The organism is Providencia sp. PROV130 (genome assembly GCF_028482225.1).
Lineage (GTDB): Bacteria > Pseudomonadota > Gammaproteobacteria > Enterobacterales > Enterobacteriaceae > Providencia > Providencia rettgeri.
In genome coordinates, this window is sequence record NZ_JAMPQC010000031.1 from 1 (window position 1) to 25,207 (window position 25,207).

The 25,207-nt window shown below is 47.1% G+C and carries 32 protein-coding genes; all 32 read right to left on the reverse strand.

Annotated elements, in window-relative coordinates:
- Positions 1 to 384 precede the first annotated feature (384 nt).
- On the reverse strand, positions 385 to 1,053 hold the full coding sequence (locus tag PSF28_RS19755) for a tail fiber assembly protein (protein ID WP_272685526.1): 669 nt from the start codon (positions 1,051 to 1,053) through the stop codon (positions 385 to 387).
- A complete protein-coding gene (locus tag PSF28_RS19760) occupies positions 1,053 to 2,384 on the reverse strand; it encodes a hypothetical protein (protein ID WP_272685527.1) in 1,332 nt (443 codons plus the stop codon). The genes PSF28_RS19755 and PSF28_RS19760 overlap by 1 nt, the downstream gene beginning before the upstream one ends.
- Before the next feature lies 1 nt (position 2,385).
- A complete protein-coding gene (locus PSF28_RS19765; protein ID WP_272685528.1) occupies positions 2,386 to 2,949 on the reverse strand; it encodes a YmfQ family protein in 564 nt (187 codons plus the stop codon).
- Positions 2,946 to 4,007, reverse strand: coding sequence for a baseplate J/gp47 family protein (locus PSF28_RS19770; RefSeq protein WP_272685529.1), 1,062 nt, complete (start codon positions 4,005 to 4,007; stop codon positions 2,946 to 2,948). The genes PSF28_RS19765 and PSF28_RS19770 overlap by 4 nt, the downstream gene beginning before the upstream one ends.
- Positions 4,007 to 4,357 carry a phage GP46 family protein gene (locus PSF28_RS19775; RefSeq protein ID WP_102140726.1) on the reverse strand — a complete coding sequence of 117 codons (351 nt, stop codon included), beginning with the start codon at positions 4,355 to 4,357 and terminating at the stop codon, positions 4,007 to 4,009. Before PSF28_RS19775 ends, PSF28_RS19770 begins: the two co-directional genes overlap by 1 nt.
- Positions 4,358 to 4,426: 69 nt before the next feature.
- Entirely contained in the window at positions 4,427 to 5,080 is a 654-nt protein-coding gene (locus tag PSF28_RS19780) for a phage baseplate assembly protein V (RefSeq protein WP_272685567.1), read from the reverse strand.
- A gap of 3 nt (positions 5,081 to 5,083) precedes the next feature.
- Positions 5,084 to 6,325: a phage baseplate assembly protein gene (locus PSF28_RS19785; protein ID WP_272685530.1), complete on the reverse strand. Its 1,242-nt coding sequence runs from the start codon at positions 6,323 to 6,325 to the stop codon at positions 5,084 to 5,086.
- Positions 6,309 to 7,733, reverse strand: a complete 1,425-nt coding sequence (locus PSF28_RS19790) for a DNA circularization protein (protein ID WP_272685531.1) — start codon at positions 7,731 to 7,733, stop codon at positions 6,309 to 6,311. Before PSF28_RS19790 ends, PSF28_RS19785 begins: the two co-directional genes overlap by 17 nt.
- A complete protein-coding gene (locus PSF28_RS19795) occupies positions 7,730 to 10,015 on the reverse strand; it encodes a phage tail tape measure protein (RefSeq protein WP_272685532.1) in 2,286 nt (761 codons plus the stop codon). The genes PSF28_RS19790 and PSF28_RS19795 overlap by 4 nt, the downstream gene beginning before the upstream one ends.
- Positions 10,016 to 10,193: 178 nt before the next feature.
- Positions 10,194 to 10,550 carry a hypothetical protein gene (locus tag PSF28_RS19800; RefSeq protein ID WP_272685533.1) on the reverse strand — a complete coding sequence of 119 codons (357 nt, stop codon included), beginning with the start codon at positions 10,548 to 10,550 and terminating at the stop codon, positions 10,194 to 10,196.
- Positions 10,550 to 10,927, reverse strand: a complete 378-nt coding sequence (locus PSF28_RS19805) for a phage tail protein (protein WP_112307064.1) — start codon at positions 10,925 to 10,927, stop codon at positions 10,550 to 10,552. Before PSF28_RS19805 ends, PSF28_RS19800 begins: the two co-directional genes overlap by 1 nt.
- Before the next feature lie 8 nt (positions 10,928 to 10,935).
- On the reverse strand, positions 10,936 to 12,360 hold the full coding sequence (locus PSF28_RS19810) for a phage tail sheath C-terminal domain-containing protein (RefSeq protein ID WP_272685568.1): 1,425 nt from the start codon (positions 12,358 to 12,360) through the stop codon (positions 10,936 to 10,938).
- On the reverse strand, positions 12,354 to 12,539 hold the full coding sequence (locus tag PSF28_RS19815) for a DUF2635 domain-containing protein (RefSeq protein WP_102140764.1): 186 nt from the start codon (positions 12,537 to 12,539) through the stop codon (positions 12,354 to 12,356). Before PSF28_RS19815 ends, PSF28_RS19810 begins: the two co-directional genes overlap by 7 nt.
- Positions 12,536 to 13,189 carry a DUF1834 family protein gene (locus tag PSF28_RS19820; protein ID WP_272685534.1) on the reverse strand — a complete coding sequence of 218 codons (654 nt, stop codon included), beginning with the start codon at positions 13,187 to 13,189 and terminating at the stop codon, positions 12,536 to 12,538. The genes PSF28_RS19815 and PSF28_RS19820 overlap by 4 nt, the downstream gene beginning before the upstream one ends.
- Positions 13,186 to 13,614, reverse strand: coding sequence for a gp436 family protein (locus tag PSF28_RS19825; protein ID WP_272685535.1), 429 nt, complete (start codon positions 13,612 to 13,614; stop codon positions 13,186 to 13,188). Before PSF28_RS19825 ends, PSF28_RS19820 begins: the two co-directional genes overlap by 4 nt.
- A gap of 11 nt (positions 13,615 to 13,625) precedes the next feature.
- Positions 13,626 to 13,973 carry an HI1506-related protein gene (locus tag PSF28_RS19830; protein ID WP_272685536.1) on the reverse strand — a complete coding sequence of 116 codons (348 nt, stop codon included), beginning with the start codon at positions 13,971 to 13,973 and terminating at the stop codon, positions 13,626 to 13,628.
- Positions 13,973 to 14,881 carry a Mu-like prophage major head subunit gpT family protein gene (locus PSF28_RS19835; protein WP_140186122.1) on the reverse strand — a complete coding sequence of 303 codons (909 nt, stop codon included), beginning with the start codon at positions 14,879 to 14,881 and terminating at the stop codon, positions 13,973 to 13,975. Before PSF28_RS19835 ends, PSF28_RS19830 begins: the two co-directional genes overlap by 1 nt.
- Before the next feature lie 13 nt (positions 14,882 to 14,894).
- A complete protein-coding gene (locus PSF28_RS19840) occupies positions 14,895 to 15,287 on the reverse strand; it encodes a hypothetical protein (protein WP_140186124.1) in 393 nt (130 codons plus the stop codon).
- Positions 15,288 to 15,290: 3 nt separating this feature from the next.
- Complete coding sequence (locus PSF28_RS19845) at positions 15,291 to 16,391, reverse strand: phage protease (protein ID WP_272685537.1); 1,101 nt, start codon at positions 16,389 to 16,391, stop codon at positions 15,291 to 15,293.
- A gap of 216 nt (positions 16,392 to 16,607) precedes the next feature.
- Complete coding sequence (locus tag PSF28_RS19850; protein WP_116672699.1) at positions 16,608 to 17,147, reverse strand: phage virion morphogenesis protein; 540 nt, start codon at positions 17,145 to 17,147, stop codon at positions 16,608 to 16,610.
- A 7-nt stretch (positions 17,148 to 17,154) separates the two neighbouring features.
- Positions 17,155 to 18,312 (reverse strand): phage head morphogenesis protein, encoded by a 1,158-nt coding sequence (locus PSF28_RS19855; RefSeq protein WP_272685538.1) that lies wholly within the window; start codon positions 18,310 to 18,312, stop codon positions 17,155 to 17,157.
- Positions 18,299 to 19,879 (reverse strand): DUF935 domain-containing protein, encoded by a 1,581-nt coding sequence (locus PSF28_RS19860; protein ID WP_272685539.1) that lies wholly within the window; start codon positions 19,877 to 19,879, stop codon positions 18,299 to 18,301. The genes PSF28_RS19855 and PSF28_RS19860 overlap by 14 nt, the downstream gene beginning before the upstream one ends.
- Positions 19,880 to 19,888: 9 nt before the next feature.
- On the reverse strand, positions 19,889 to 21,520 hold the full coding sequence (terL, locus tag PSF28_RS19865; protein ID WP_112307072.1) for a phage terminase large subunit: 1,632 nt from the start codon (positions 21,518 to 21,520) through the stop codon (positions 19,889 to 19,891).
- Entirely contained in the window at positions 21,520 to 21,738 is a 219-nt protein-coding gene (locus PSF28_RS19870) for a hypothetical protein (protein ID WP_140182233.1), read from the reverse strand. Before PSF28_RS19870 ends, terL begins: the two co-directional genes overlap by 1 nt.
- A complete protein-coding gene (locus PSF28_RS19875; RefSeq protein WP_112307074.1) occupies positions 21,731 to 22,231 on the reverse strand; it encodes a DUF1804 family protein in 501 nt (166 codons plus the stop codon). The genes PSF28_RS19870 and PSF28_RS19875 overlap by 8 nt, the downstream gene beginning before the upstream one ends.
- Before the next feature lie 2 nt (positions 22,232 to 22,233).
- Positions 22,234 to 22,482 (reverse strand): hypothetical protein, encoded by a 249-nt coding sequence (locus PSF28_RS19880; RefSeq protein ID WP_140186140.1) that lies wholly within the window; start codon positions 22,480 to 22,482, stop codon positions 22,234 to 22,236.
- Entirely contained in the window at positions 22,479 to 22,706 is a 228-nt protein-coding gene (locus PSF28_RS19885; RefSeq protein ID WP_215954220.1) for a hypothetical protein, read from the reverse strand. Before PSF28_RS19885 ends, PSF28_RS19880 begins: the two co-directional genes overlap by 4 nt.
- A complete protein-coding gene (locus tag PSF28_RS19890) occupies positions 22,703 to 23,260 on the reverse strand; it encodes a lysis system i-spanin subunit Rz (protein WP_272685540.1) in 558 nt (185 codons plus the stop codon). The genes PSF28_RS19885 and PSF28_RS19890 overlap by 4 nt, the downstream gene beginning before the upstream one ends.
- Positions 23,257 to 23,820 carry a lysozyme gene (locus PSF28_RS19895; RefSeq protein ID WP_272685541.1) on the reverse strand — a complete coding sequence of 188 codons (564 nt, stop codon included), beginning with the start codon at positions 23,818 to 23,820 and terminating at the stop codon, positions 23,257 to 23,259. The genes PSF28_RS19890 and PSF28_RS19895 overlap by 4 nt, the downstream gene beginning before the upstream one ends.
- 1 nt (position 23,821) lies before the next feature.
- Positions 23,822 to 24,130: a class II holin family protein gene (locus PSF28_RS19900; RefSeq protein WP_231136935.1), complete on the reverse strand. Its 309-nt coding sequence runs from the start codon at positions 24,128 to 24,130 to the stop codon at positions 23,822 to 23,824.
- 185 nt (positions 24,131 to 24,315) lie between these two features.
- Positions 24,316 to 24,774: a mor transcription activator family protein gene (locus PSF28_RS19905; RefSeq protein ID WP_272685542.1), complete on the reverse strand. Its 459-nt coding sequence runs from the start codon at positions 24,772 to 24,774 to the stop codon at positions 24,316 to 24,318.
- Between the two features lie 90 nt (positions 24,775 to 24,864).
- Complete coding sequence (locus PSF28_RS19910) at positions 24,865 to 25,206, reverse strand: hypothetical protein (protein WP_272685543.1); 342 nt, start codon at positions 25,204 to 25,206, stop codon at positions 24,865 to 24,867.
- Position 25,207 lies beyond the last annotated feature (1 nt).

Below are 25,207 nucleotides of genomic sequence, written 5' to 3' on the forward strand. Positions count from 1 at the left end.
TCTCTTTCACGACTTCTTTTAATGTTTGTTTGCACATATCTACAATTCCGTTGTTTTGTTGGTAGTTAACTCTGTTGGTTGGTTTTGGTACTTTTTAATAGAGCGCTGGATTAAACTTAAGCCCACCTTTAGTTCTGTAATCAGCTTCGATAGCCCTACCTTTGGGTATCAATTGGTTAGGCCTTTTTTTCCATTGATAAAAAGCTTCTGGGCTAATACCGAAAAAATCGGCAGCTTTATGTAGCGCGGCGAATTAATTTGCACTAATTGACGGGCAATTTTGCACCATCGCAAGATATAATAAAGGCGGGTTTTACACTGTGCAGAATTGATAGAAATAACTAATAAAGGAAATTTGGCAAGCTTTGCAGCTTGCCGTGGATGTTATGGTTTTTCAGGCCATTCGATATCCGGTGCTAGCGAAGTATCAACACGATTGAGATAAACACTGTATTTTTGCCAATCAACTAATAATGCGGATTCTTCGGCCGTTGCAATACCTAAATTTTCAGCATATTGAAGGGGTGCAATCGCATTATTCACTTCAGCTAACAATGAGTGCTTTTGCTGTTCCGCTTCTGCGATTAATTGCTCTTTTGATATCGGAGGGTTTAAATGCGCATCAACCTCTTCTGCTGTCATTTTTTTTAGTGATTTCAAGTTTTCCCTAATATCAAAAAAAACAGGTAAAATTTCAGCGTACTCACTTTTAAGTTGTTTGTACTCTAATTCTATTGGCGTGAATATTATTAATGCTTCATTGTATTTATCCGTTTCAATTTCTATCAATAACGAAATGCGTTGAATTTCTTCACTGTCTTCAAATGACATTTCCTCTTCGCCGCTTCTTTTTAAGTTATTGAGAGCAAACTCATATTCCTTTTTTGCTTCGTTAAGTGCTTTTTCTGCATCCTCAACTTGCTGTTTACTATCTAAAAATACCGGTTCTTTTTCGGCTATCAATTGCTCAAGCACGGAAATTCTATCTACTTGCTTTATATCTGTTAATGCGTATGCATATACTTCGGAATTTTTATCTTTAAAGTATTTCATTAGTACATCTCCGCCCAGCTATCAATTCTCACGTTTCCTGCATGTTCAATTTTGTACGATGAACCTGGTGGGATAATTGCAGAAATAGATAAGGGAATTCCTGTGGCCACGCCCCCATTTATGCCATCAAGCGAAACCCCATCGACAAATAAAACAGCTTTTACAGCTCCGTTAGCACTTACTGTCCCTGTGATTTTTAACATAATTGCTTTTGCAGCTGAGTTTGTGTAGTTTGTATTCACGTTTCTCTGTGCAAGCACATCTTTCCAGTTTTGTTTTATCCCCATCGTGATATCAACAACATCTTGTTGACTCATTAATTTAGACCAACCCGTCCATTTTTTCGTCAGTGGATTAAAAGAACGTCGATATGTTTCTGAGTTTCTATCTGAAAGAAAAAAAGCTGTTTGTGTGACATAAGCTGTTTGTGATGCTGTTCCGTAAATGCCCACAAGTATGATAAATCCGCTTCCAGACCACCCGTTAGGCGGTGTGCCGATTGCTCCATTTGAAGGTATGGTATGAAATCCAGTTGGCAACTCCCAACTATCATAATTTATTGTTCTATGCCCATTCGCAGCCGTTGGCGTCAAACCTATCCCGAAATCACCAACACCCACCGCATTTAAATTCTTTCTAGCCTCAGTTGCATTTCGTGCCCCAGTCCCACCAAACGCCACAGGAATCAAACCTGAACTCATCATTCCATTTGAGTCAAAACCCCACAGATAACGATTTGTACTCCAATCATAAACGCCAGAGAGACCTGAGTTATTAACGTTAAAAACTTTTGATTTATCTGGAGTGTATACCCATGACTCAGACCCTCCTTGGCCAACTCTAAACAAATTACCGTCAGCATAATTACCAGTTGGAGCGTAGTTGCCTTTGGGTTGAAATTTAGTATCTGACTCTGTTTTAGAATAGCTATCCCCTTTCAGAGCATATTCACCTTTAGGTTGTAACTTACCAATCTCAGTCGTAAACAAATTCAGGCTAGGGACTTTGTCGTTATCGTTGCCTTTCTGGCCTGAAATGCTCGCTTTATCGATTTTCTTATTAAGGCCATTATCGACATATGCCGTTGAGGCATAATTACCACTACCAATGATTTGACTGATTGCTTCTGCAAGCTGATTAGTTTTTTTAGGGTCGGGTTGAATACCCGCTTTAGCTAGCACATTTTTGATTTCTAACTGGACGTCACGCATAGCTGACTGCGCGTTATTGAGCCAGAGTGCGGTGACAATCGTGCCTAATTGCCCCGTGGTGGGGTCACCATCATGAAAGGCACTGTCTGGGGTATTAATGGGGGGCATTAAGTCCTGCATATCAAGACTCCTGATAAGTAAAATAACAGAATGTATGCGCGGGTTTTAAGTCATTAAATACCGTTTCAATGACTGAATCCGCCCAAAATGAAAGGCGCTCACCTGCAATGGAGCCACCTGCACGAAAGCGATAAAATTGTGCTTTTGAACCAAAAATATTAACGACCCATACCCATAAAATACCAGGGTGCGTTAGCCTATCACCTGCACGGCTTACACCAGCCTGAAAGGGATCTAACTCATCAATGGTAATGTCATAACCGAGCTTTTTAGCAAGTTGAACAAAATAAGGGATGGATAGACCGCCTGTTTCAGCGAGCTTGACGAGAACCAACTCAAGGCGCTGCTGATAACTTAATTTGGCATCAGGCGTTAAGTCTAAAACCCGTTCCCAATCAGGAAGCAGGCTTTCAGCAAAGTATGGCGTAACACCATTTCGGGCACGGTCAGCACTTTCTAGGGTGAGATCAAACCGTTTTGCTTCAGCGTCGAGTTCGGAATCCAGTCGAGGCGCATCCAGAGAATAGCTAACAGGGGGTAAGAGCTGCTTTAATAATGATTTCATTGCGGTAACCTCACCACAATATTGCCTGGTCGTAGCCACTCAAGATGCGTTTCATCGACCAGGGCGATCACATTGCCTGTAGGCTTGATAATGACACGGTCAGTAATGCCTGGTATTAATGAAATAGCCGTTTCGACTTCACTGCGAATTAAACGCTGACCTGGGGCAATACGGCTCATTACGGCTTGAATTTCGCTATCAACTTGCGCAATCGCAGCTTCTAAGCTGATGCCTTCGAGGGTGACCTCAACCTCAAAATCGACGTTTCGTAGTGTAGGTGCTACCACATAGGAATTTTTGGCCGTGACGGGTCGAACATCATCAATATGGGCTTGGGTCGCTTCGATAATGTCACGAGAAGGCAGACCGTCGGCAGAGGTGATCGCAATATCAACCGTTCCCAAGCCACGACGTAGAGGATAAACAAACGCATTTGTGACACCAGGTACTTCTAGCGCCCAACGACGATAGTCGTATTTATTGCCCCCTGCGGGTGGACGTCGAATAATATCGAGTAAACGCGCTAATAGACTGGCGTCAGCCTCAATATCTGTACCACCCGAGAGCTGATTAATTGCCACTAAACTGTTAACGCCCATCGGTGCATTGACCAGTTCGCCTGTGGTGGGCTTGGATAAATTACTGATTGTGCCTGATTGACTGGCTTGGATAGTGACGGTAGCCTGAGCATTTTCAGGTAAAGTGACCTCTGCGGTTGTAAAACAAGACACATTATCGCCCCGAATTTGACTCCCCGCAGGCAATACCGCACCTTGTGCGCCTGTGATCACAGCTATCCCTTTTGCGGTTGTTGCAGGTTTACGGGTTAAATTACGTGTCCGTGCATGAAGTTCTAAATAGTCGCTATCCGCTGTATCAGGAAAGATTTGGCGCACAATCCAGCTTTGGTGCTGATAAATTCCCTCAGCAACACTGGCAACGGAAGAGGCACGCACAAAATAATCGCTATCCGTGCCAATATCCGCATCGGGAAGCTGGTTTTTGAGGTCATTGAGTAAGGTATCGCGGATTTGCTCAAATGTAGGCGTAATAAACATTAGGCAATCCTCACTGTATGTTTAAAGTTTTGAGTTTGGTTACCTGCATCGATGATCTCAATCCACAATACTGCCCGTTTTAGGCCATCACGATGGACGGTCACCTGAATCGAAAGCGCACGGCCATCATCAAGTAAGGGCTGCAACGCTTGTTCGGCATATTGACGAGCGAGTACATACACGCGAGAAACATCTTTTTCACGCGTCAATTCATGTAATCGGGAACCCAAGGAACGGTCAGCCCACCAACTGCCGAGTGGGGTCATTAGACGCAAGTAAACGGCATTAGAGAGGGTATTGGTTCGGGTTCCAGCGTAATCGCCAGTTGATGTATCGAGTGCTCTGTCCATGCTGCGCAGTATCGCAGCATGGGTAAATGATTAGTGTGTGAAGAGGTTCAGCACTTTATATGAGGGGAGTTAGGGTTTTGATTTACCCGTATCGGCACCATTATTGCCATTTGGATGTTTATGACCAGTCAGAGAAATGTCACCGGCTTGAACATCACCGTCAGTTTGATAGTTGCCTGACGTCTGCGTGATATTACCCTCAAAGTTAGCCCCTTTACCACCTTTAATTGCCATACCGCCATTGCCCGTGATTTGTTGCATGGCGGTAAGCTGCTCACTGGTGGTGACCATAGGAGTGTTAAAATCAGCTTTATCTTCTGCATTGACTTCATACTGTTTGCAGTTAACCCGATAAAGGTCGCATTCAACATCAATAATACGCCCCCGTTTTAACACAATTTTAGCCCCTTCGTCGGTATACAAGGCAACTTCGCCCGATTCCAGCCCCGCAAGGCGATAAGCGCCATGCTCAGTGGCAATGACAATACCATGAGAGGAACGTCCACCTAATGGCAGTATAATGGCTTCTGTGCCTGGTAGAGGGCGAGAGGTAAAGCCATAATGTTGAAAGATTTCCTGACCTTGTAATGATTCACCCGATAAACCTTCACCTTGCATGGTTTGGACTTTGCCTTCACTATCCGTGGCATTTAATACCGCTCTAAACGCCATTCGAATGCCGTTTAAGGCTTGGTTAATACGTTGATTAATTTGGCTCCACATCATTTATTGACCTCCACTAACATCAACAGGTCTAATTTGGTCTTTTCCTTTCTTTTTACTGCCTTTTTTACCTTTTTTCTGTTTCGGGAAAGCGTCGGGGATCCAGACTGCATCTTCTTTAAAGCGCAATTGCGTTACTGCACCACCTGGGCGCCCCCCAATAAACGTGCGACCCATTAAAAAAAAGATATCATCAATACCGTGTAACTCACTTTGAATGTGTACGCGTTGCCCTGGTGTCCATAACTCACCATTCGGAGTGCGGTGACCATACACCTCCGCCACAATATCAAGACCCGATAAGCGAGCATCAGCCATGGCTTTTTTGGCGCGGTACTGGAGCTGCTCTTGATTATCAACATCGCCCGAGGTCAAAATTTGCGGGCGATAATACGGTACGGTTGGATCGGAAAACTTAATTTTCATACTGTGTTGACCCGATGTGCTCGAAACGGCCGCCGTGTCATCAGTATCATCTGAGGCATCAACACTGACAGAAAAGGCTTGGGGAGCAGACCGACTCACATCAACAGGTCTAATCGGTAATTTTTTATTGCTAGTCGTGGTTGCATGGCTTTGAGCCAATACCATTAACTCTGAAAAACAGCCTTGAATATTGCGGCTATCGGACAGTGATATCAGGTTATTACCTTGTCCATCACGGCGCATGATGAGGTCTGCAACAGGCGGTTGATTATAATCAGGGCCACCTATGACCAAGGTTCCATCTGGATCGAACCACGGATGTAAACCGCGTCCTGCCGCCGCTTTCATGAGTGAATCCCACGCACGCTCGCCAGGTTCAATATGCACGCGGTCATTACGGGTGACACCATCGGCTTGAATACGGATTTTTTTAATCCCTAATGGCCGTACAATGCTGGCAATCACCTCATCGAGACTCAATTGACGAGCGCTAAAGATAGGCGCAGCGCAATCGACTAAAATCGCGGAATCATCACGACCCGATAGGCTTAACGTCACACCACGACGGGAAACATCACGTGCTACGGTATCAACACGGCCTGATAGCACCACATCATCATTAATTTTCACTTTAACGGGCGCACCTCTTACCGCATCCGCAGGAAAATTCCCCTCGGGTAACCCAAGGGATAATTGCCAGGCATCGGCCGCTTTTAAAAAATCACTGTCAATGCGGTAGTTTTGCCAATCACTGTGTGATGTGCCCCCAATTAGCAGGGTAATTTTATCTTTTAACTCGGTATTATCGGGCGTAGGCATTGATGATATCTCCGACTTGCAGGAAGTTTGGATTGCGAACCTGTGGATTTAAACGGTGCAGTTCGGTAGCGCGACGATAATCGCCATACCAGGTGTGGGCGAGTAAATGAAAGTTAGCAGGCGCAGTGAGGGTCTTACGGGTCAATGGTGGGCGTTTCTCAATAACACGTAGCCCCAAGGTTTGTACCCCTAGCGCAACCTCTTTGAGGGATGACACGACGCCTTGCCACAATAAACCGATAGGCTCGGCATCAGAGCTGACCGATTGTGTGCGAGGTTGGTAATCCGTGCGTAGCGTGATGATAGCTTGTAATGCTAATGTCCTTACCTCATTGACCATCAACTCAATATCAGCAGGTGACATTTGGTTAGGTTGGACAGGGTCTGCAAGCACTTGTGTGGTAATGGCCGCAATTTCAGCTACGGCCATCACTTGATAGAGCACCACCAAATCCTGCACATCGGCAGGCTGTGCATTACTTGGCATGGGGACGGTGGCCGCGCGTTCTTCTTGCACTAATGCAACAGGTAAACTGACCAATTCATCAACCACCGCAACGCTATCACTCCATGCCGATAATAACGTGGTCGCATTTACCCCTTGCTCCACATTGATGGTCTGCGAGGCATTGGGAAGATAGCCATTTTGTGGGGTATTTGAGGTCATAAACGGCGAGCTATAGCCTTTATAGCCATTGGATTGCTGAGTATTAATCACACCCGGGAATTTTAAATTAAGCAAATCGCCTACGGCACTGGTGCGAACGTCTAAAACTGATTGCAAATCATTGATAAAAGCGCGTGGATAACTGAGATAATTCACGCCGTCACTGAATGCGCCATTAAAATCACCGCGCATGATAATTAACGTATTCATCATGCCAGACAATGCAGCTTTACCTTTTGCAAGATACCTAACACCTTTATTCACGGGAGCCATCACTTGCTCAAACAGGTCACTCATGCGCTCGGAGAGTTGATTGATTTTGTCAAAAATATCATCACCAAGCTGCTCAGGGTGCGCTTGTGCGAGTTGTGTACCAGTGTTCCCTTCGAGGAAAACTAACTCTAGGCTACAGCTATCCACATTTTCAGCCTCATGACCGATACTGTACTCAATGCATTGAGCCTGCGGAATAGAGCCGTGGACAGGATGAATTAACTCGCCTTTGCCTGACTCATCGAGCACCGCAATGAGGTTATCCATATCGCGTTTATAATTGTCGCCCCAAAATACGGCACTGATGCGAAAATTACGCGGTTTGCGCCCCAAATCCATGACATCACCGCCATCAATAAAGGGGTATTCATGGGTTGCAACCTCACGGGATATGCTGTCTTTGGTGTTGTACACATCAAAGGTCACCCCACGAAATGAGGCGTTTTGTAAATCGGTTTGCCAACTCATGGGAACATGCCTCCCGTAGTGCGCCCTGCATCTTGACCATTGACACGGTTGACCGACTCTGCCACTTGCTGGCCGTCAAGTTCAACCACGCTGCGCACTTCTATCACGGGTGGTGGCGGTGGATTTTTGAGGGCTTGTGTTAAATCGAGTAAAGGTTGAAGCACACCAGATTTTTCTAAGGTGTCAAAGGTGATCACATCTTTATCGATAGCTCGCTCATTCTTAATAAAAGGTGACGCGGATTCCCCAGTTAAGTATGGGCTAACTTTGATTGGATTATCTTCTAAACGTTGATCACGTTTTTGTAGCCAAATATCGATACCCGCAGGTAAATAAGGATATTTCGCCCCCTCTAAACCTTCATCTGCGAACTGCTTTGCATGTTTATCTTGTAGTGATTTTAAATTTTCTTTAACAATATCACTATTTTCTATATCAATTATTGCAGTTGCATAAGTTCCAAATTTAGCCAATAAGCTTTTATCTTGAGAATTAAAACCACTCTCTCGCCAGTTGGTAACATGCACAGGAAGCCCACCTGTTCCCGCGCCACCAATAGGATTAAACATGCCAGGCTTAGGTGTTCCTTTGCCACCTAAGACCCCGCCCAAGCCTGACCCACCACCAAATAAAAATTTTAATGCAGCAAAAGCAACAGCGGCTTGCGTCATGGCTTCAATAGCCGTTTTAGCTCCCATAGCTGCGGTCGTTAAGGTAGGAAATTCTTTGCTAAAATCAGTAAACTTATCAGCTAAATTACCTAACGCATCAGTAACTGGTTTTACTGAGTCTATTTCCGCAAATTCTGCTTGGTTTTTTGCTTGTTGTAACCTAAATGAGTTTAAACTAAATAATACTTCTTTTTGTATTGCACCTTCTCCTTGACCAGGAGCTGCATATTGCTGTTTATTGACTTCAGTTTCGACCTCTTTGACATAAGCTTGACGTGATCGCATAGCAAGAAGCGCCATTCTAGCCTGTTGGTCAGTAATTAATTGACCAACGGCGGAGCCTTCAAGTATACGATTCTGAGCTTCAAGTAAGATTTTTCGTTCTGGAGAATTATCTTTGGTTTTAGCTATTTCCGCTTGAAGGCGACTAAACTCTGGATTTTGTGCTGCAATTTTATCAGTTAACCTAACTACCGCAGTCACTGGGTCAATACCTTTTTCCTTTGCGTTTAAAAGTGTTTTGGTGATATCGATACCATAACCATCAACTTTAATGCCTTTGGCCGTGCTTACTAAGTCACTGCTAATTAATTTAGATAAGAGATTAGATAAGTTATTTCCCGCTTCATCTTGAGAGCCTGCGGTTGCCATGGCGCCTTGGTTATATGACAGTAACTTAGCGTAATCATCTAAACCTCCATACCCAAGAACCTTAGCACTGGCGAGCTGCTTCGGAAGCCACCTTGCCATATTAGTAAATTCAAAAGCACCTTCTTGACCTGCTTTGATGCTCATATCTAAGGCTTTAATAACTTGGTCAGGGTCACTAATACCATAGTCTTTTAACGCTTCAATAACAGTAGATAGCTCTTCACCATTAACTTGTGACATTGTGGCATAGGCTTGTAAGTCAGGAAGGAGCCTAACAATATCATCTTGACTAAAAACGCCTTTAGCTAACATTTTATCGAGTAAGTCAGCTGCACTTTCTTTCGTGCCTCCACCTTCTGTTACTGCTACCCTTACCAATTGGTCAAGCTCATTGATACCCGCGACTCGCCCTTTAGCATCACGATCACTGAAAGCTGTATTACTCATATAAGCTAAACGCTCTTCATATGACATTCTGTTTTCTACGGGTCTAGCATAGGCCACTCCACCCGCAATCATCGCTCCACCGATTTGAGTCAAGCTACCACCAATATCAGATAAGCGAGCCAGTTTATTCATACCTTGCATTTCGGTTTTTAGCTCACCTACACGTTGTCGCATACGTGAATAAGCACGGGATTGCTCATCAATGGAGAGTGTGCCACTACGGGCAAGGCGGTTATAAGCTGCAACTGTTTGTTGAATTTCGCGCTGTATGGCGCGCTCTGCACGGATACCAAGAGTTTCACGGGCACGGTTTTGGCGTCTGACTTCTTCCCCTAATGCCCGATTTTGGCGTATGCCTTCTTCGGCGGTGGTGCGTTGACGCTTACCGAGCTTCTCTTGGGCTTTTTCAGCATTCTGGCTCTCTTTGGTGCTGTCGCGCATCAATTTTGTGATCACTTTAGATGCCGCATCACGCGCAGACAGCACCATTGATAACTTAAATTCTTTCGCCATGGTTAACCTCGTTTGGATTTTTGCTTACGTTGACGGCGAGACTTGACGCGTGTCGTTTTCGATTTTGTTGATGTTGACTTGCCACCATGCAGGCGGTTTAAAGCATTGAGATAGCCGTCCAAGGCAGGACGGCTCATAGAAAGGCATTGTTGCTCAGTAAAGCCGTACTTACCGAGGGCTAAGACAACGGTTCGGAAGCTGTCTCGTCGCTGTTCTCGGTTCTCCGCTTTTTTTTTGCATCATCAATCGCACTGTCAATCACGTCATAATCCATACTGGTGAGGTTATCCAGTAGGAAATCCGTGGTGATATCCTCCAATGAGATATCGCCCAGTTGGGTGAGTGCGCGTTTAGTGAGTGCCATGCGATAATAGAGGTCAGCGCCTTTGGTTTCTGTTGAACCACAGGCCTCCTCAGTTTCATCAAGCGCATCATAAACGTCACGCATGACAGGGATTTTGACGGCAAAGTTCAAGTGACGCCTACCGTCGTGGTCAATCCCATCCAGTAACATCAGGGGTTTTACCTCTGCCATTATTCAATCACCTTACGCAATGCATTCAGTTTTAAGTCACGTTTTGCTTCGTTATCGGTGGAATATTTTTCCCCGACCTCTGTCACAAAACAGTCAAGGTATGAGATACGCTTACCCCCAGAGCCACTAATCGGGTATTGGGTCAGCTTCGAGCCTTCAATCGCGCCCCAATCCATATCACCGTTTAAAGGGATCACAACAGAAATAGACAGTTCATAGGTAGCTATACCGCGCATAAAACCCTTGGCACGTCCTGTTTTGTTCATGGTTTTGACAAGTTTGCGACCTGTGACTTCTTGCACATCCATGTCGGTAACTTCCACTTCGCGGCCGTCAATTTCTAAAACAATCGCACCTGCATATTCTTCTAACATCAGTGTTCTCCTTAGACGAACAAGTCAATGCGACCCGCAAACACATGCAAGCCATTGACAACATCGGCAGGGATAGCGGCATTCAGGCGGTTAGGGTCTTTACCGTCACGCTCAACCAACAATAGCCCTTTGTTTTCTTCCACATTTTCGAGGATTTCTTCCTCTTCGAGTTTAATCAGCACATCCAACAGCTCAGAGCGGACTTTTACGCGCGTGCGCTCATTGAGCTTGTCGCGTGGAAAGCGTTGCGAAATGCGCTCACGGCACGCTTTACGGGTATAATCCAAGGTGCGAATAGTGGTTAAATCCAGTAGCGCGGTATCTTCAACGCCTTCCACATTGCGGGTATACGTAGTAATGGCGCGCACAATCTGCACTCGGTTACCTGCGCCCACTTCAAGTGGGGTTAAGCCGTTATGTAAGGCGTTTTCTTGCTCATTGCGTCCCGCGCGTTTGGTCACAGGGGCAATATCTAACCCTTTCAATTCAAGGGTATTGAGTGGACGCGCTGGGTCTTCTTCCGAAGCAATCACAGCACCATACGCTGCACTGATTTGACACGGTAATTTTACCGAGCCTGGATACCATGCGATTGATGTCCGACCATCATTAATATCACTGGCGAGAGTGGTTCCTGTACTGAGCGTGCCTGTCCAGCCAGCCGTACCAATTGCGCCGCGTTGCTCCATGGCACCACTGACTTTTTCTAAATGGGTACGTAATTTTAACAGCGAGGCTTTATCACTAAATGGAATAGAAATAATGTTATGACCTGCCGCAAATACGGCATCAAGTGCAGGTTGAATATCGGCATTATTTTCACCGCCGACCATCGCGGTGACCGCAGCCGTAACCCCTTTGGCCGTCGATTGCACATCAATGACAATATCATTACCCCAATCACCCGATTGACGTGCTGTGAGCGTCACGGTGCCATTGGCTTCGCCTGTCAGCGCAGCGACCACAGGCAAGTGAGTATTCGCATTGACAATATCTACAACCGCCTGATTAAGCACAGATACCGTATCTGCTGTTTCAACAGGGATATCGAGGCGTTCACCACACACGAACAGTGAGAGCGTGCCACCCCGTGTGGCAGGCGCGGTGATAGTCAAGGTGGCACTGGCTTTTTTACCTGCGGCCGCCTCTTCAATACCAATGACCTGCAATTGTAAATAGGGGTTTGCATCAATCGCGGCTTTTGCCATGATGTGCGCTAACGAACCCGCGCCAAAGGCAACGGCGGCCGCGTCATCATCATAGATATCAAGGGGCATTAATGGCGATGCCTGCGCCGTCGATAACATTGACGCAATGATTAAAAGCGTTTGGGGGTTGCCTGGCAGCGTGCGCGTTGCCATACGCGTATTAAATTCAAAATATTTCCCAGGTTTGCGAATGCTACCCGGAATGGTATCAAAGGTTACCGTCATGATTTTTGTCCTTTGTTTGTGGCTTTCTTGCTCACCAAGACTAAATCACCGTTAGTCAGTAGGCGGCGGTAATAAGCGGTGTCTGGCACAGAGACCGCCTCACCATCGGTAATATAGCGACGGTGCTGATATTCAAATGACACCCGTAACGTGGGTGCGGCTTTCACTAACAGTGTATTCATGGTGTGGGTTTCCTTGTCGGCACTAAGTCCGCAGGCGCTTCAGCACTGCCAACACCCGGTGGGTCATAGTGCAATCCGACACGCAACAAATCAGGGTCGGGCTGTTGAAGCTTGCCGCGATAAAGATTAAAAAGGTTATCGGCTTCGTCAGGGTTGCTGGTAAATTCAGGCCAAGCGCCATTCGCGAGAACCTGCTCATGCCAACGGGTTTCAAACTCACACGCAAAAATTGACAGCGCACGCTCATTGACTTGCGTGTTGTAAAGCGTCCTGACAACACCAGGCATCAATGGGTCGATGGTCAGCCCTAAATCCTGCCCGGTTAACAAGCGACGAACACCGTGTATATGTCGATACGTGCCAACCTCATTGAGGTTGACACCACCTGTCCGGCTTGCAGCGTCACTGCGCGTGTTATAATCACCCACCATGACCACAAATTTACCTGTCACAATCACTTTCTGACGGCTGGTACTGGTGTATTTGCTGTTTGTGATCCCGCCGAACGTCACCCAAGCTGCCGGAAACGCACGGATGATATTGCCCATATCCACATCGAGTTCACCGCTGTAGCTGGCAACTTCACGTAACATACGCCCCATGCCAAGTGTTAGACGTTGAATGATGCTGCTTTCGATTTGAGTGATCAAAATGCACCTCCGCGCGTTGAGTCACGGCCAAACTGACGTTGACTGCTTCCAAATTTCATTTGTGAAGACGACTTGATCACTTGACCGTTATCGGAACGCCCCAGACTAATTTTACCTTCGGCCACGCGTTCAAAAAAACGAATAGCATCGTCATAGCGAGTCTGGATTTCAGGCCTGGACATCTTATACGTTGTTGCCAGATGGTAACGGGCAATGTCACAGCATCGCCCTGTTAATATACGAGCACCATCAGCAAAGGGGAGCACATAACGCCCCACAAGATAACCGTCAATTTCACTGCTCGCGCGTTCCAGCGCATAAACCATCACCTCAGCATTGATTTGTCCTGTCATGGCTTCATCAGTGAGGCTCACGCACTCACGCTCACCAAACGCTTTCAGCATGTCATCTTGTGTGGCGTACATAGCAGGCTCCCTTACTTGCCTTTCGGTGCGGCTTTATCATCCGATTTTTTATTTTCGGATGGCTCTGCGGACGCATTAGGCGTTTTTAAGAGAGCAAGCTCTGCGTGTAAGGCTTGATTTTCCTCAGTCAGGCGCTTCACTTCCGCTTGCAGTGCCGCAATTTGCTTCTCCGCGCCAGCATCAGGCTGCTTTTTTTCTGTACCCACTTCACCTACTGAGACCACGAGCATCGGTTCAGATTGCAGCACGTTTAGCTGGTCTTTGGTGAAGTGGTCGTCTGGGTACTCCGTTGCAGTGTCACTGTGCGCAATCCCACAGCGACGAAACCCATTCACTTTTGCAGTAATAATAATCGGCATTACGCATCACTCCCTGTTGAGCCGTAGGCTAATTGCCAAAAACCATAGCCCCCTGCGGCACGTGCTTCGGCACCGAACAGGAATTTTTTGCGCTTAAAGACGCCGTCACTGTTCATGTCGGTTTGCTCAACCAGCACAGGCGCTTTGCGCTCTTGGTAGATAATCGGTAAAACGGCTTGGGTGGTATCCAGTAAGAACCATGCCGTATCTGAGGTGATACGCGCCGAGACCACGACTTCAGCAGTACCTTTGTAGATATTGACCTTGCCATCTTCCAAACGGTCAGCCGTCATGAGGGCGTTTGCAATATCTTCCAGCGCAGGGGGAACCAGTAAAATATTCGGGTTCACATCCAGTGGGCGACCTTCGTCGTCTTTCATGTTACGCAAAGCGGTTCGTGCTGCACCATAAGACGCCATGGCGGCTGCCTGTGTTGTAATGGAGAGTTTTTTCGTCCCTTTATTGGAAACCGAGTTTTTACCTACAGGGTGGTCAGTATCAAAGAAGTATTGGCCGTCATAACACGGGCGTTCAAAACCGAGGTTAAGCACTTCATAGACAATTTCGTCAGCCAACATGCCCGCAGAGCGACCCGCACCTTTGGCTTGAACCGCGTATTTACCTGTACTGTCATCTTCAATGTCGTTACGGTCGACCTCAATCGTGGCTTCCCAGTCGTCATTTTCGATGGTGTATTTATGGGCGGAGAGTGATTTAATCACTTTTTCACCGACCCAACGTTTCATCGCAGGGAAGTTGGATAACCAGCTGTAATCTTCCGATTTCCCCGTAGACGGCACTTTCATGGCGATTTTTTGCCAGGTTGAAGGCGCATCCTTTAATGCATTGTTAAATGTCATATTAATACTGACAAATAACGCGCTGATATTGGCTTTATTCACAATCATAGTATTTTCCTAATTAACCCATCGTGACCCAGACACCATCTTCGGTGACTTCCAACACACGACCCGCAGGGGTAGTCGTGGCTTCTCCAGCCTCACACACCGTCACAGAGTCTTTCACATCACACAATTTGCCTACATGGGCTTGCGTGACAGGCTTAGCCGTATCGTTGCCTAAACAAAAGGCTTTTTGGCGACGCACCATCACACTGATATCGCCTTGTTCACCGTCGCGGTTATCGGCAAAATCATCCGAGACACCCAGCACAGTTAAACCGGGTGCACCAGGGACAGCAAACCCGTCGGCATTGGCGCACACAATGTGCCCGCCATAGATACGCACGGCAGCAGCGCAACGTACCGCAAACAATTCACCGTCACGGTGAGGGGTATTTCTATCTTGGGTCATGAGTTACTCTCCCAACTGTTTTTTAAATTCTTCGGGGTCAAGCCCGAATTGGCTGCAAATCGCCAACTGGTCTTCGGTCAGCTCCGTGGTCACAGTGGTACTTTGCTCTGCGCCTGCGGGTGCTTTACCCTTGGATTGCAGTTGTGTTAATGCCGCAATCGGGGTAGCTTTTTCGAGATAACCTTTAAGTGCGTCAGGGTCTTTACGCCCTAAGTCTTCCGCCCAATCTTTCATGGCCGTGTTGAGACGCCCATCACTGAGCGCGGCCTGGATCAGACCACTCACTTCCTGTTGCTGACCTGCGTTCAACGCTTCGTTGTACTTCGCTTGCAGTTCAAGATAGCCTGCAAGTGGTACATGTTTGGTTGGGTCGTAGGCTTTACTGGACAGGTCAGCAATCAAGGTTTCTTTGCCTTTGAGTAAATCCACGAGGCTTTGATTGGCAGCGACGGTCGTACCTTGACCATTTGAAATCAAGTCAATCGCTTTTTGCAGTTCCGTTTTGATGTCTTCTGCCGTGGCGGTAGCTGGCAAATTCAGCATCCAACGCAGATTACTGAGTAGCTCTTTGATGAGTTCTTCATCCACAGTGAGATCCTCTTCGGTGGGTTGAGAAAGTGCAGCAAACTGAGAAGCAGCGGCAAGCATCACTTCATCCATACCATCTACTGCGGGGGTGTTAGTCAGGGCAGCATGGAGCAGCACTGTCACATGACCGTTTTTGTCGTAATTAAAGACAGGGGAAATAAAGCGGTACTCTTTGGCGGTAATGGCCGCTGCTGCCGCGTCCGTCCATTCCACATTAATGGCATACAGCCCATCGCCTTCGCGCCATTCCAACGCCGTAAACCAACCCGCTGCGGGCGCAGGCTGTCCATTGGTCGCGGCACGCAACGTCTGGTGTTCATAATCAATCACGTAAGGTGTTTGACGGGCTGCGACTTGCGCAATTAAAACGTCAGCGAGTTCACGGGTCATGAGCCAGTGGTCACATTCAAACGGGCGACCATCGACAGCACGAAACTCGCCAGCGGGGAAGAGCTGGATTTCGTTAAGGTTTTGGCTGAGAATTTCAGCGACACAAGCAGCAATGTATTTTTTCATGTGGGCAGCATAACAACTGCCAATAAGGGGGAGTGTGTGAAGAGGTTCAGCACTCGGTGATAAAGCGAGAAAAGTAAAATGACTGAGGGCTTACAATGCAATCTCTACGATAACGCATTTAAACCCCGTTTAAAAACGTTTTAAACATCCAACCACGAACAATGACACTCAAAACAATTAAAACGGCTCACAGCGTCTTACAGGCGTTATTTTATCTTACTCAATCAGTCGGCTTAAATAATCTTCCACTGTTAACGTCATACGGTACTGATCCCACTCGTCCAATTGCAAGAAAGGTCGCGCTGGGATTTTGATTTTATAGGCGGGTAACGTGTGGTATTGACTGAAGTTGCTGCGCGACTTACGGACAAAACGATTACCGACGGTGCCGTCTTTACGCTGCCGATAATAGGCTTGCTGACTGCGTGCAGGAATATTAATCTCACCACCTTCTTGATGGATACGCGCATACTTTACATTGGTGCCCACGACGGCACTGTCATTATCACTGTATTGACCGATGCTGCTGGCTAATCGCCCACTGTCTTGCAGTATTCTCCCGCCTGCTCGACGGCGAGCATAAGCGGGACTCCACCCCAACCACGCGGGGCGACCTTCTTGTGCGAAGTTTTCCTCTACCGCATCCGCCATCATTCCGGCTAATTTGCGCATCAATGGTGCGCGACTTTCGATACCTTCGACCAGTTTTTGCAGTGCGGCTTCGTATTCGCGTGTATCAATTTTGACGGTGATCATATTAACCTCAAAAGTCGGTTTGCGTGGTGACACGCTGCAATTGATTATCTTTAACTTCAACGACCCACCAACGCTTTTCGTGTTGCGTTGCATAGTATTGAACCCCATCCTCACCCAACCGCATTTTTTGAGGTGATTCAATAATTTGCTGTACAAATAAGTAATCGACTTGCGTGATATCCTGTTGGGCGAGTGCCTTAATGGTGGGCGCATCAACATAAAATGCCTCTGTATTGGGTGCGGAAGATTGAGGACGCGCGGCAATGGGATAACGTTGTGCAGGGTTAGGTTGTGTGGCATTGACCGCCTCTTGATACCCTAAACGAAAGTCCGCGCCTGTGAGTGAGCCTGTGATGTATTGACTCGCGGCCGTTGGGGGGTATTTATCTAATTCAGGTTGATAGCTGACTTGTCCAGGATTAAAACCAAAACCAGGGTCAGGCGTATACACTTGCCCGTCTTTGGGATTTTTAAAGCCTGTGACGGTACGGGTTTCACCTGGTACGCCATACTCTTGTTCAACGTCTACCAAGCGCCCCTCAGAGGATTGCACCATCAACCCCAAACGCTCAACATCTTCAGCACTGCGCGTGCGCACACGGCAGCGACAGCGATAACCATCGGGCGGATAAATGGTTTGCCAAATCGGATCGTCATAGCGGGCAATAAACCCATTGAGTGCCGCATGAGAAGGACGAATACGATTATCCATAATCCCCACGCGCTCCCAATAAGGGCGCTCCTCGACGGTTGCCATTTGCTGCTTGTAACGTCCTGCCATGTACGACGATTGCAGATTGGTTTGAAATATCGTGTCTAATCGACGTGGCGTTAAACGCTTGCCGTGCAGCTCTCCCGTATCCCTATCCGCAACCAAACCTTTCCCGAGCCAGCCTTTTTGTTCAAGAATGGGGATGAGGCGTCGTTCAAAGTCGGCATAGGTCTCCCCCTTTTCAAGGGCTTCGTTTAACGCTTGGCGAATATCGTGCAAGATATCCAATTTGAGTACACCCGCCACGGTAAACGCTTTGGCGTGGGCTTGCGCTTCAATATCATAGTGGTGATAACCCAGTATATAGCCCTTACTTTCAAAGTAAGCAATCGCCTCCGCAGGGGGGAGGCTCATGGCGTAGCGCAAATCTACCGCTTGTTTAGCTGTCGGCATGGAGACGTCCCCATACATCCGCCACAAAGATAGCCTGGCTCAATAACGTTTGAAGCGTGCTGTCATCCAAGAGCGGGTAACTTTGCGCAATAATATTCATGGCCTCATCCACACTTTGACCTTGCTTGAGTGCGGCGACCATGGGCGTTAAGAGTTGGCTCATAGCTGCCCCAATGGTGTCAGACTGCGGCGGTGCATTATCGAGGGTGATTTGTGCTGGATCTATTCCGTCTGCTTCTACCGTTTGACTCAGCACGCCCAAACCGTGACGTGAACGACCATAGCTTAATGGTGTGGGTAACAACGGCAGGGCTTGGCGCGCTTGCAATACAGGTTCATCCTTTTGGGCTTGCGGAATAGCGGCTTTCTTATGCACCCAAGAAACAGGGATACTCTCCACACCTGCGGCTACCAACTTACCCACCGCATCAGCAAACTGCGGTAAATCAACCGCTTCACGGGTATCAAACACAAAACGCGGTAAACGACGCGGATTCACGTCTTGATAGCCATTGAGTGCCAATAACATTTGAATAAGCTGGCGAAACATGCCTTCAAGCTGGCGAGCATCGGCGGTTTTTAAATCGTGGCGTACTTCGTTATGCACATTACCGAGGGCATTGGTAGAGCTTTTTCCGTCCGCCTGTGAGGTTAATGTCCCTCCTAAAATCACTTTGGATTGTGTCCGTTCAGCCCAAGCAATCATTTCCATGAACGGGTCAGAGCCACCCCCTGCGGCGCTCTCAAAGTTGATGTCTGTCCCTTGTTGAACCGTTGCAACCGCGTCATGTCCCAAGTTAACCAGTGCATCTAACAGTTTATCTTTGTCCTCATCGGACGTGCCCGCAGGGTATTTGGCAATCCGTGCAGGCAAGCCATAAATCTCTAAGAATTCGGCAAAATCACGCAACGAAAAGTTTTTAAACAGGTACGGCCAGACGAGAACGCGGAATAACCCACTGGTGGCAATAAACCCACTTCGGGCATTGTGACGATGCACCAGCCAACCAAACGGCCATAACTCCGAGCCGTTCATTTCATCGGTGTTAAGGCGAATTTCGTCGCGTTGCTCAGGCAAGGTACGGAACCAATAATGGGGGCGTAGGTGCAAGGCTTTGGGTAACCACGTGTTATCAAGGCGATCCCATTCCAATTCTTGGCAACTAAACCCATGCCCTACCGCTTCCATCCCATTGAGGATAATGTCTTCAATTTCGGGCATCGCATCAAACCAGGCTTGCACGTTCGCGGTCATGTCTAGCTCGGCTTTGGTGGCATTTTTCGGTGGCTCAATCGACCAATCCAGCGTTAATAACGCATTCTTGCGCTTTTCCATTTCGGCAAAGATATGGCCGTCACGCTCGACCATATCCCCAAACAGGCAGGCCTGCGCACTCAAGTCACCCCGTTCAGCCGCTTGTAAGATACGCGGAAGCTTACGGATAGTGAGTCCACGTGAGGGATGATCAGGATAAATGCGACTCATCCGTGCTAATTTTACGGTTTGTGACGTTTTAAAAACTTCACGTTGTAGCGGGTTACCGTGTATATCCACAATTTTTGACATAATAAATTCCTACCAAGCACCCGACCCAAAGCGTCGGCCTTCAGGTCGGCGGGGGCGAGTTTGAATATCGGTGTTACCTGCACGAGAAACCGCCAAAGACCAAAGCATGTGTAAGGCATCAGGACCATCATCATGGTCAGCCTTGGGAAAGTGTCTCAGTTGGTCAATCAGCGTGTGTTGTGTTGCGTGTAAACGAATAAGCCCATTGACCATATGAGGTTGTAATGACTCAATGCGCAGGGCTTTATCACTGTTTGGAATGACAGGGATAGCAGGAACGGGTATCCCCAACATCGCAGAACGCTTCACTAATTCGGTACGTAAAAACTCTTGGAAAGCGATGGACTCAAACGCCCACGTTAAACAGCCGTATTCGCGCTGATAGTCAATCACATCAGAGATAATACGGTCAGGTAAACGCCGTTTGATATCTGCCTCAACCACATCAAGGATACCTGTCATGCGATTGAATCCGCCCACGAGCAAGGCTGACGGGTCACGGGTTTTATTCTGCTTACCGAGGCTTGGGTCACATGCCCCGTAAAAAATCCAATCGGAGAGATGGTTAGACCAAAAGGTAATGCAACTGGCAAAAATCGCATCTTCACCGCTCACGGGGTCATTTTGGTATTCGGAGTCAAACGTATCATGACCATCACGCGCACGAATTTTCATGAGGGTTAACAGTGGACGTGCCGCCCAAGAGACTATCGAACCTTCTAACATTAAAGGTTCATTCTCATGGTAGAAGCGCTCAGCTTCCTCAATTTGTTTATTGTGGATCAAGGTTTCCCATTCATCCCACAACTTCATATTGGCAGGCATCTGGAGAATGGCTTTAAACCGTGCCGTCCGCCACATGGCATTATTGAGGGTACGAGAAAGTACCGAGTCATAGTGCAAGATAGTTCCGATGTAAACGATGTCGGTTTTACCCCCAGCTTCACCGAGTGGCATCACTGTCTTTTTTAACCAGTTATGCAGTTTTTCGCGCTGCTCAGGGTTACGCACCATCTCATCGTTTTCGATGTCATCGAGTACCACTAAGTCAGGGCGATATGGGCCATGTCGCAACCCCCGCAATTTTTTACCGCTACCCGCAACCGTCACTTTGATATTATTGCGTGTGACGATAGTCCCCATCTGCCAGGTACGCCCTTGACCGCAAATATCAGGGTAATCATTTTTCAGTCGTGGGTTATATTCCAGTTCGGCTTTAATGGCTTCGAGCATGGGGTACGCTTGGTCGATACTGTCCATAATGATGACAGGGTATTTTTTCAACTCACGAATAATGCACCACAGCGTGAAGAGTTGACTCACCAGCGTCGATTTAGCCTCACCACGCGGTGCGGCGATGGCGTCACTTTCGGCATCTGAACTGGCCACAATCGCAGGTAAACGACTAAAAAGATAATCATGCAACTGACTGCGGGAGTGGTGACGCACATAATGCGGGAAATAGGTTTCCACAAAGAAACTGTAGCCGTTCTCAGCATCCGCCACTTGCGACCGCCTTGCCTCAGCCGCCTCGGGGTCAGCATCAAAGCCCAAACACTCTGCCTCAATGGTTTGGCGCAGTTCAGTGATGTAGTCCTGTAATGAGGCTTTAAACGCTTTTAAGGAAACCTTTTTTGCCATTACGCCTGTTCCCAACTCATCATCGTATCAAGAACCGCAATAGCACCGCCCATTAAACCTAAATAATTAGGGTAGCGCTCCTGTAACTGAGTAATGAACACTTGTGTTTCTTTTTCTGCTTCCGCTAACAAGTGCTTTTCCTCTTCGGTTGCTTCCGTCGCAACAAAACCACGTATTTGATATTGATAGTTTTTTATTTGTTCTTTAATTTCATCCATATGCACGCTCCAATTCTTCGGCAAAAGCTTCTAAAATTTCCACAAACACCACATTGTGTTGTGGGTACTTATCACTGATAAACTGCCCGAACCGTTGGATCACATCGATGGCCGTTGCCAATTTATCCGTTTCAGGCAGTATTTTTTTACTGGCGGACGTGGCTTTATTAAAGGCATCTGCAAGGCTTGCCAACAGCTCAACACGCTTCTCGGCAGGAATATCAGGGTTTGTATTGATTTGCTCTGTCACGGCTTGACATTGCACAACAAGGCTCATCAATACCGCACGGCCTGCATCTTCGACACCACCACCTGCTAACATGTGCGCGGCACGCATTTTGTCCCAATCGTCATTTTTATCTTGGGCTTCCTTCTTCCAGCGTCGTGCGGTCACAAAGGCCACGCCAATTTGACTCGCTGCGACTTCCAGAGAAAGCTGGCTAAAGATGTAAGCGCGCCGTAACTTATCGCGTGTCTCTTGCGGATACGCCATAATTACAAGCCCATTTTCGCGCGGATTAAAATCAGCGCCGTGCTGACCACACAGGCGGTGACACCACCTGAAATAGCGCCTGCCACATAACCACGACGAATAGCCCCATTGGTCGCTTCTTCTCGGATGAGATCAATTTGTTCATCCATGTTTTCCATTTGACGTTCAATTCGATGTTCAATCCGACTTAATTGGCTGTTAATGGACAGTAAAACGTCTTTTTTACGTCCCTGTTGTGGGCGTTTTTTCATCGCAAACTCCTTGAGGATGGAGGCTTGATAGCCTCATGGGTATCGTGATAACGGCAAACAAGGCCGTCTAAATAAGTGGGTCGATTACTGAGGGCTTGCGCGCGGTCACAGGTACTGACAACACGTAACCAAAACCCTGTACTCAGGAAAATAACCAAGTACACCAGAAGAGCGGCAACAACTAACACGGGCATACAGCGCCGTAATAACGGTGTCATCTTCATGGTGTGACCTCTCTGCGGCACTCTTTAACGACGTCTTTTACATAGCCTTGTAAGTAGTCGAGTTTGTCCTGATCTCGTTTGATATCGGCTCGGATATCTTCAACAAGGAGTCCAGCTTCAACAGAGAATTGGATTTCGGCTCCATCGCCCACGGTGCGGGCGCTGGAATGGTGGCTTGCGGTGAGCTGACAGGTTGCAAGGTCGGCGCGGGCGAACTGCAACCGACGACGGCCAGTAGACAAATCATCACGCAAGGCTTGAGATTGGGCTTTTTCACGAGCTAGCTCCTGTGTGTAATACGTATCTAATCGGGCTTTTTCGCGCTGGGCGTCTTCCATGCGTAACATAGCTTGACGTGTTGCGGCGGATGCCTCATCCGAGATAGCCTTTAACTGGCTGGCATGCGTCGCTTGGTTAGTCTGAATAATGGTGTTGTAGTGATAACGCGCCAGCATGACACCCGCAAATGCACCCGCTGCAAATAACAGCCACGCCCCCACAATAAGGGCAATTTTCAATGAGCGGGTTAATGTGTTTTCTGTGATTGAGTTCATGGTGTTGCCCCTGCGGTATTCACCTGCATTAACTCCCAACACAACAGTTCAGCTTCTTGGTTACGGCGTATAACTTGGCCGTAGCAACCACCAGGCTGACCTTGAGTTTTACGACAGTCTTTCCCACCATCAAATACCCAACGTGGGATCTCTTTACAGGCTCTCTCGATGTCACCCGCCTGTAACTTGCGGTAGAAGGTGGATGAAAAGCATTTACCCGCACCGATGTTATAAGGGCAAAATGAAGCAATACCTGCGATTTGAGGCGGTGTGAGTGACACAGGAACATGTTTTTTCACCCAGGCAATGGCTTTATCTCGCTCAATAGCATTTAAGCGTGCGCATTGTGCCTCAGTCAGCTTTTCACGAGGTTTTACGGGACGGCCATCGATACGAGTAACGCCTTGGCACACTGTCCAAATTCCGCCTGCATCTTGATAAGCGGTGGTGAAGTTACCTTCTTTTTCTTTGATAAACTGGTCAAATATCTGGCTTTCACTGGCTCCACCCACAATCAATGCCACAACGGCGGCAGTCAGATAACGCTGCTTCATATCCATGTTATAAATCCTTGGGGGATTTGATGGATGCTTCAATCAGCTTTTCGGCATCCTCATGAGAAACGGGTTTATTCGAGAAATAGTTCTCTAAAATACGCGTTCGGCGTTTTTGCTCTCGGCGATTCAATAGGTAGGTCAATGTCCCAAGCAGCACACTGGCAAACACACCAATGAGAAATCCCCACTCATACAATGACAAGCCACTAAAAAATAAACCCAATCCAGCGAACCAATACGATATTTGAGTGATGAACTGGGTTATCTTTTCATCCATGCATCTGTCCTTTTCAAGGAAAGAGATCGGGTTCATGGCAACCTCCTCACGCTCACATAACAGCCTCCAAAAAACCGAGGGAAATGGACGAAAAACCCAATCAAAAATAAGAGAGTTTGAGTATAAGGAGATGGGGAAATAGAGAGTGTTTGAAGGGGTTCAGCAGTTAGCTACCAAACCCGAAAGGGGGTTTTTAGTGTGTCATAAATCACACTCGAATATCAATCAAATAAACGGTTTTGTGCGGCTTCTTCTGCATCAAGGTCACGCAATAGCTTCCACCCAATGCGATCACTAAAGCCATACTTAGGACACAATAGCGCCATGGCTTGACGACGTGAACGGCCTTGTTCGCCCAACGTTAGCAACTCTTTAATAAAGCGTTGATTGCGGATTTGGCGAAAAGCTTCTTCACACCGTGGGATATAAAATGCTGTTTTACCAATGTAATGCAAGAGCTGCATACATTCGTCTTCGCTTAACACTTCGCGCAATAGGCGATGAACGCCCCCCGTGCGCTCTGCGGCCTCACCACTGACACCTGCTAATGTAACACCACCAAAGCGGCTAATGAGTCGTGATGTGGCGTTATAACCAATAACATCAATAAGCTGTTTAGCTGAATCTGGTAAGAGCGTTTCGAGCCGTGCAAGTTCGGCTTCATCAATCGTGGTTTGCATGTTACCCCCTAAAATGAAAACACCCTCCAAAAGGAAGGTGTTCAGTATTTCATTTTTATTGGGGCTTGACGTGTTGAAGGGGTTCAGTGGTTATTGAAAACTAACAATGATTTTATCTTTGTTTTCACTATACCAATTTACTTTATAACTATAAATTTGGTCATTTAGTGTAACTCGACAAAATCGAGTTACACTGTCAGTATCTAAATCATATTGCTCAGGATTTTTAACAGTTGTTCCAGGTATTAACATATCTTCTAACGCATTCATTACTTTAGTGGAATTACATTTAGGTAATGAACCAACTGTTGAATTATAATAAAAACCAACCCCAAAGAACGTAAGAATAACAATCACAATCAATATAGCTCTTTTTCTTTGACTAGAGTTATAGCCAAGTTTAGATGTGTCGATATTGCTTCCGTTACTCATA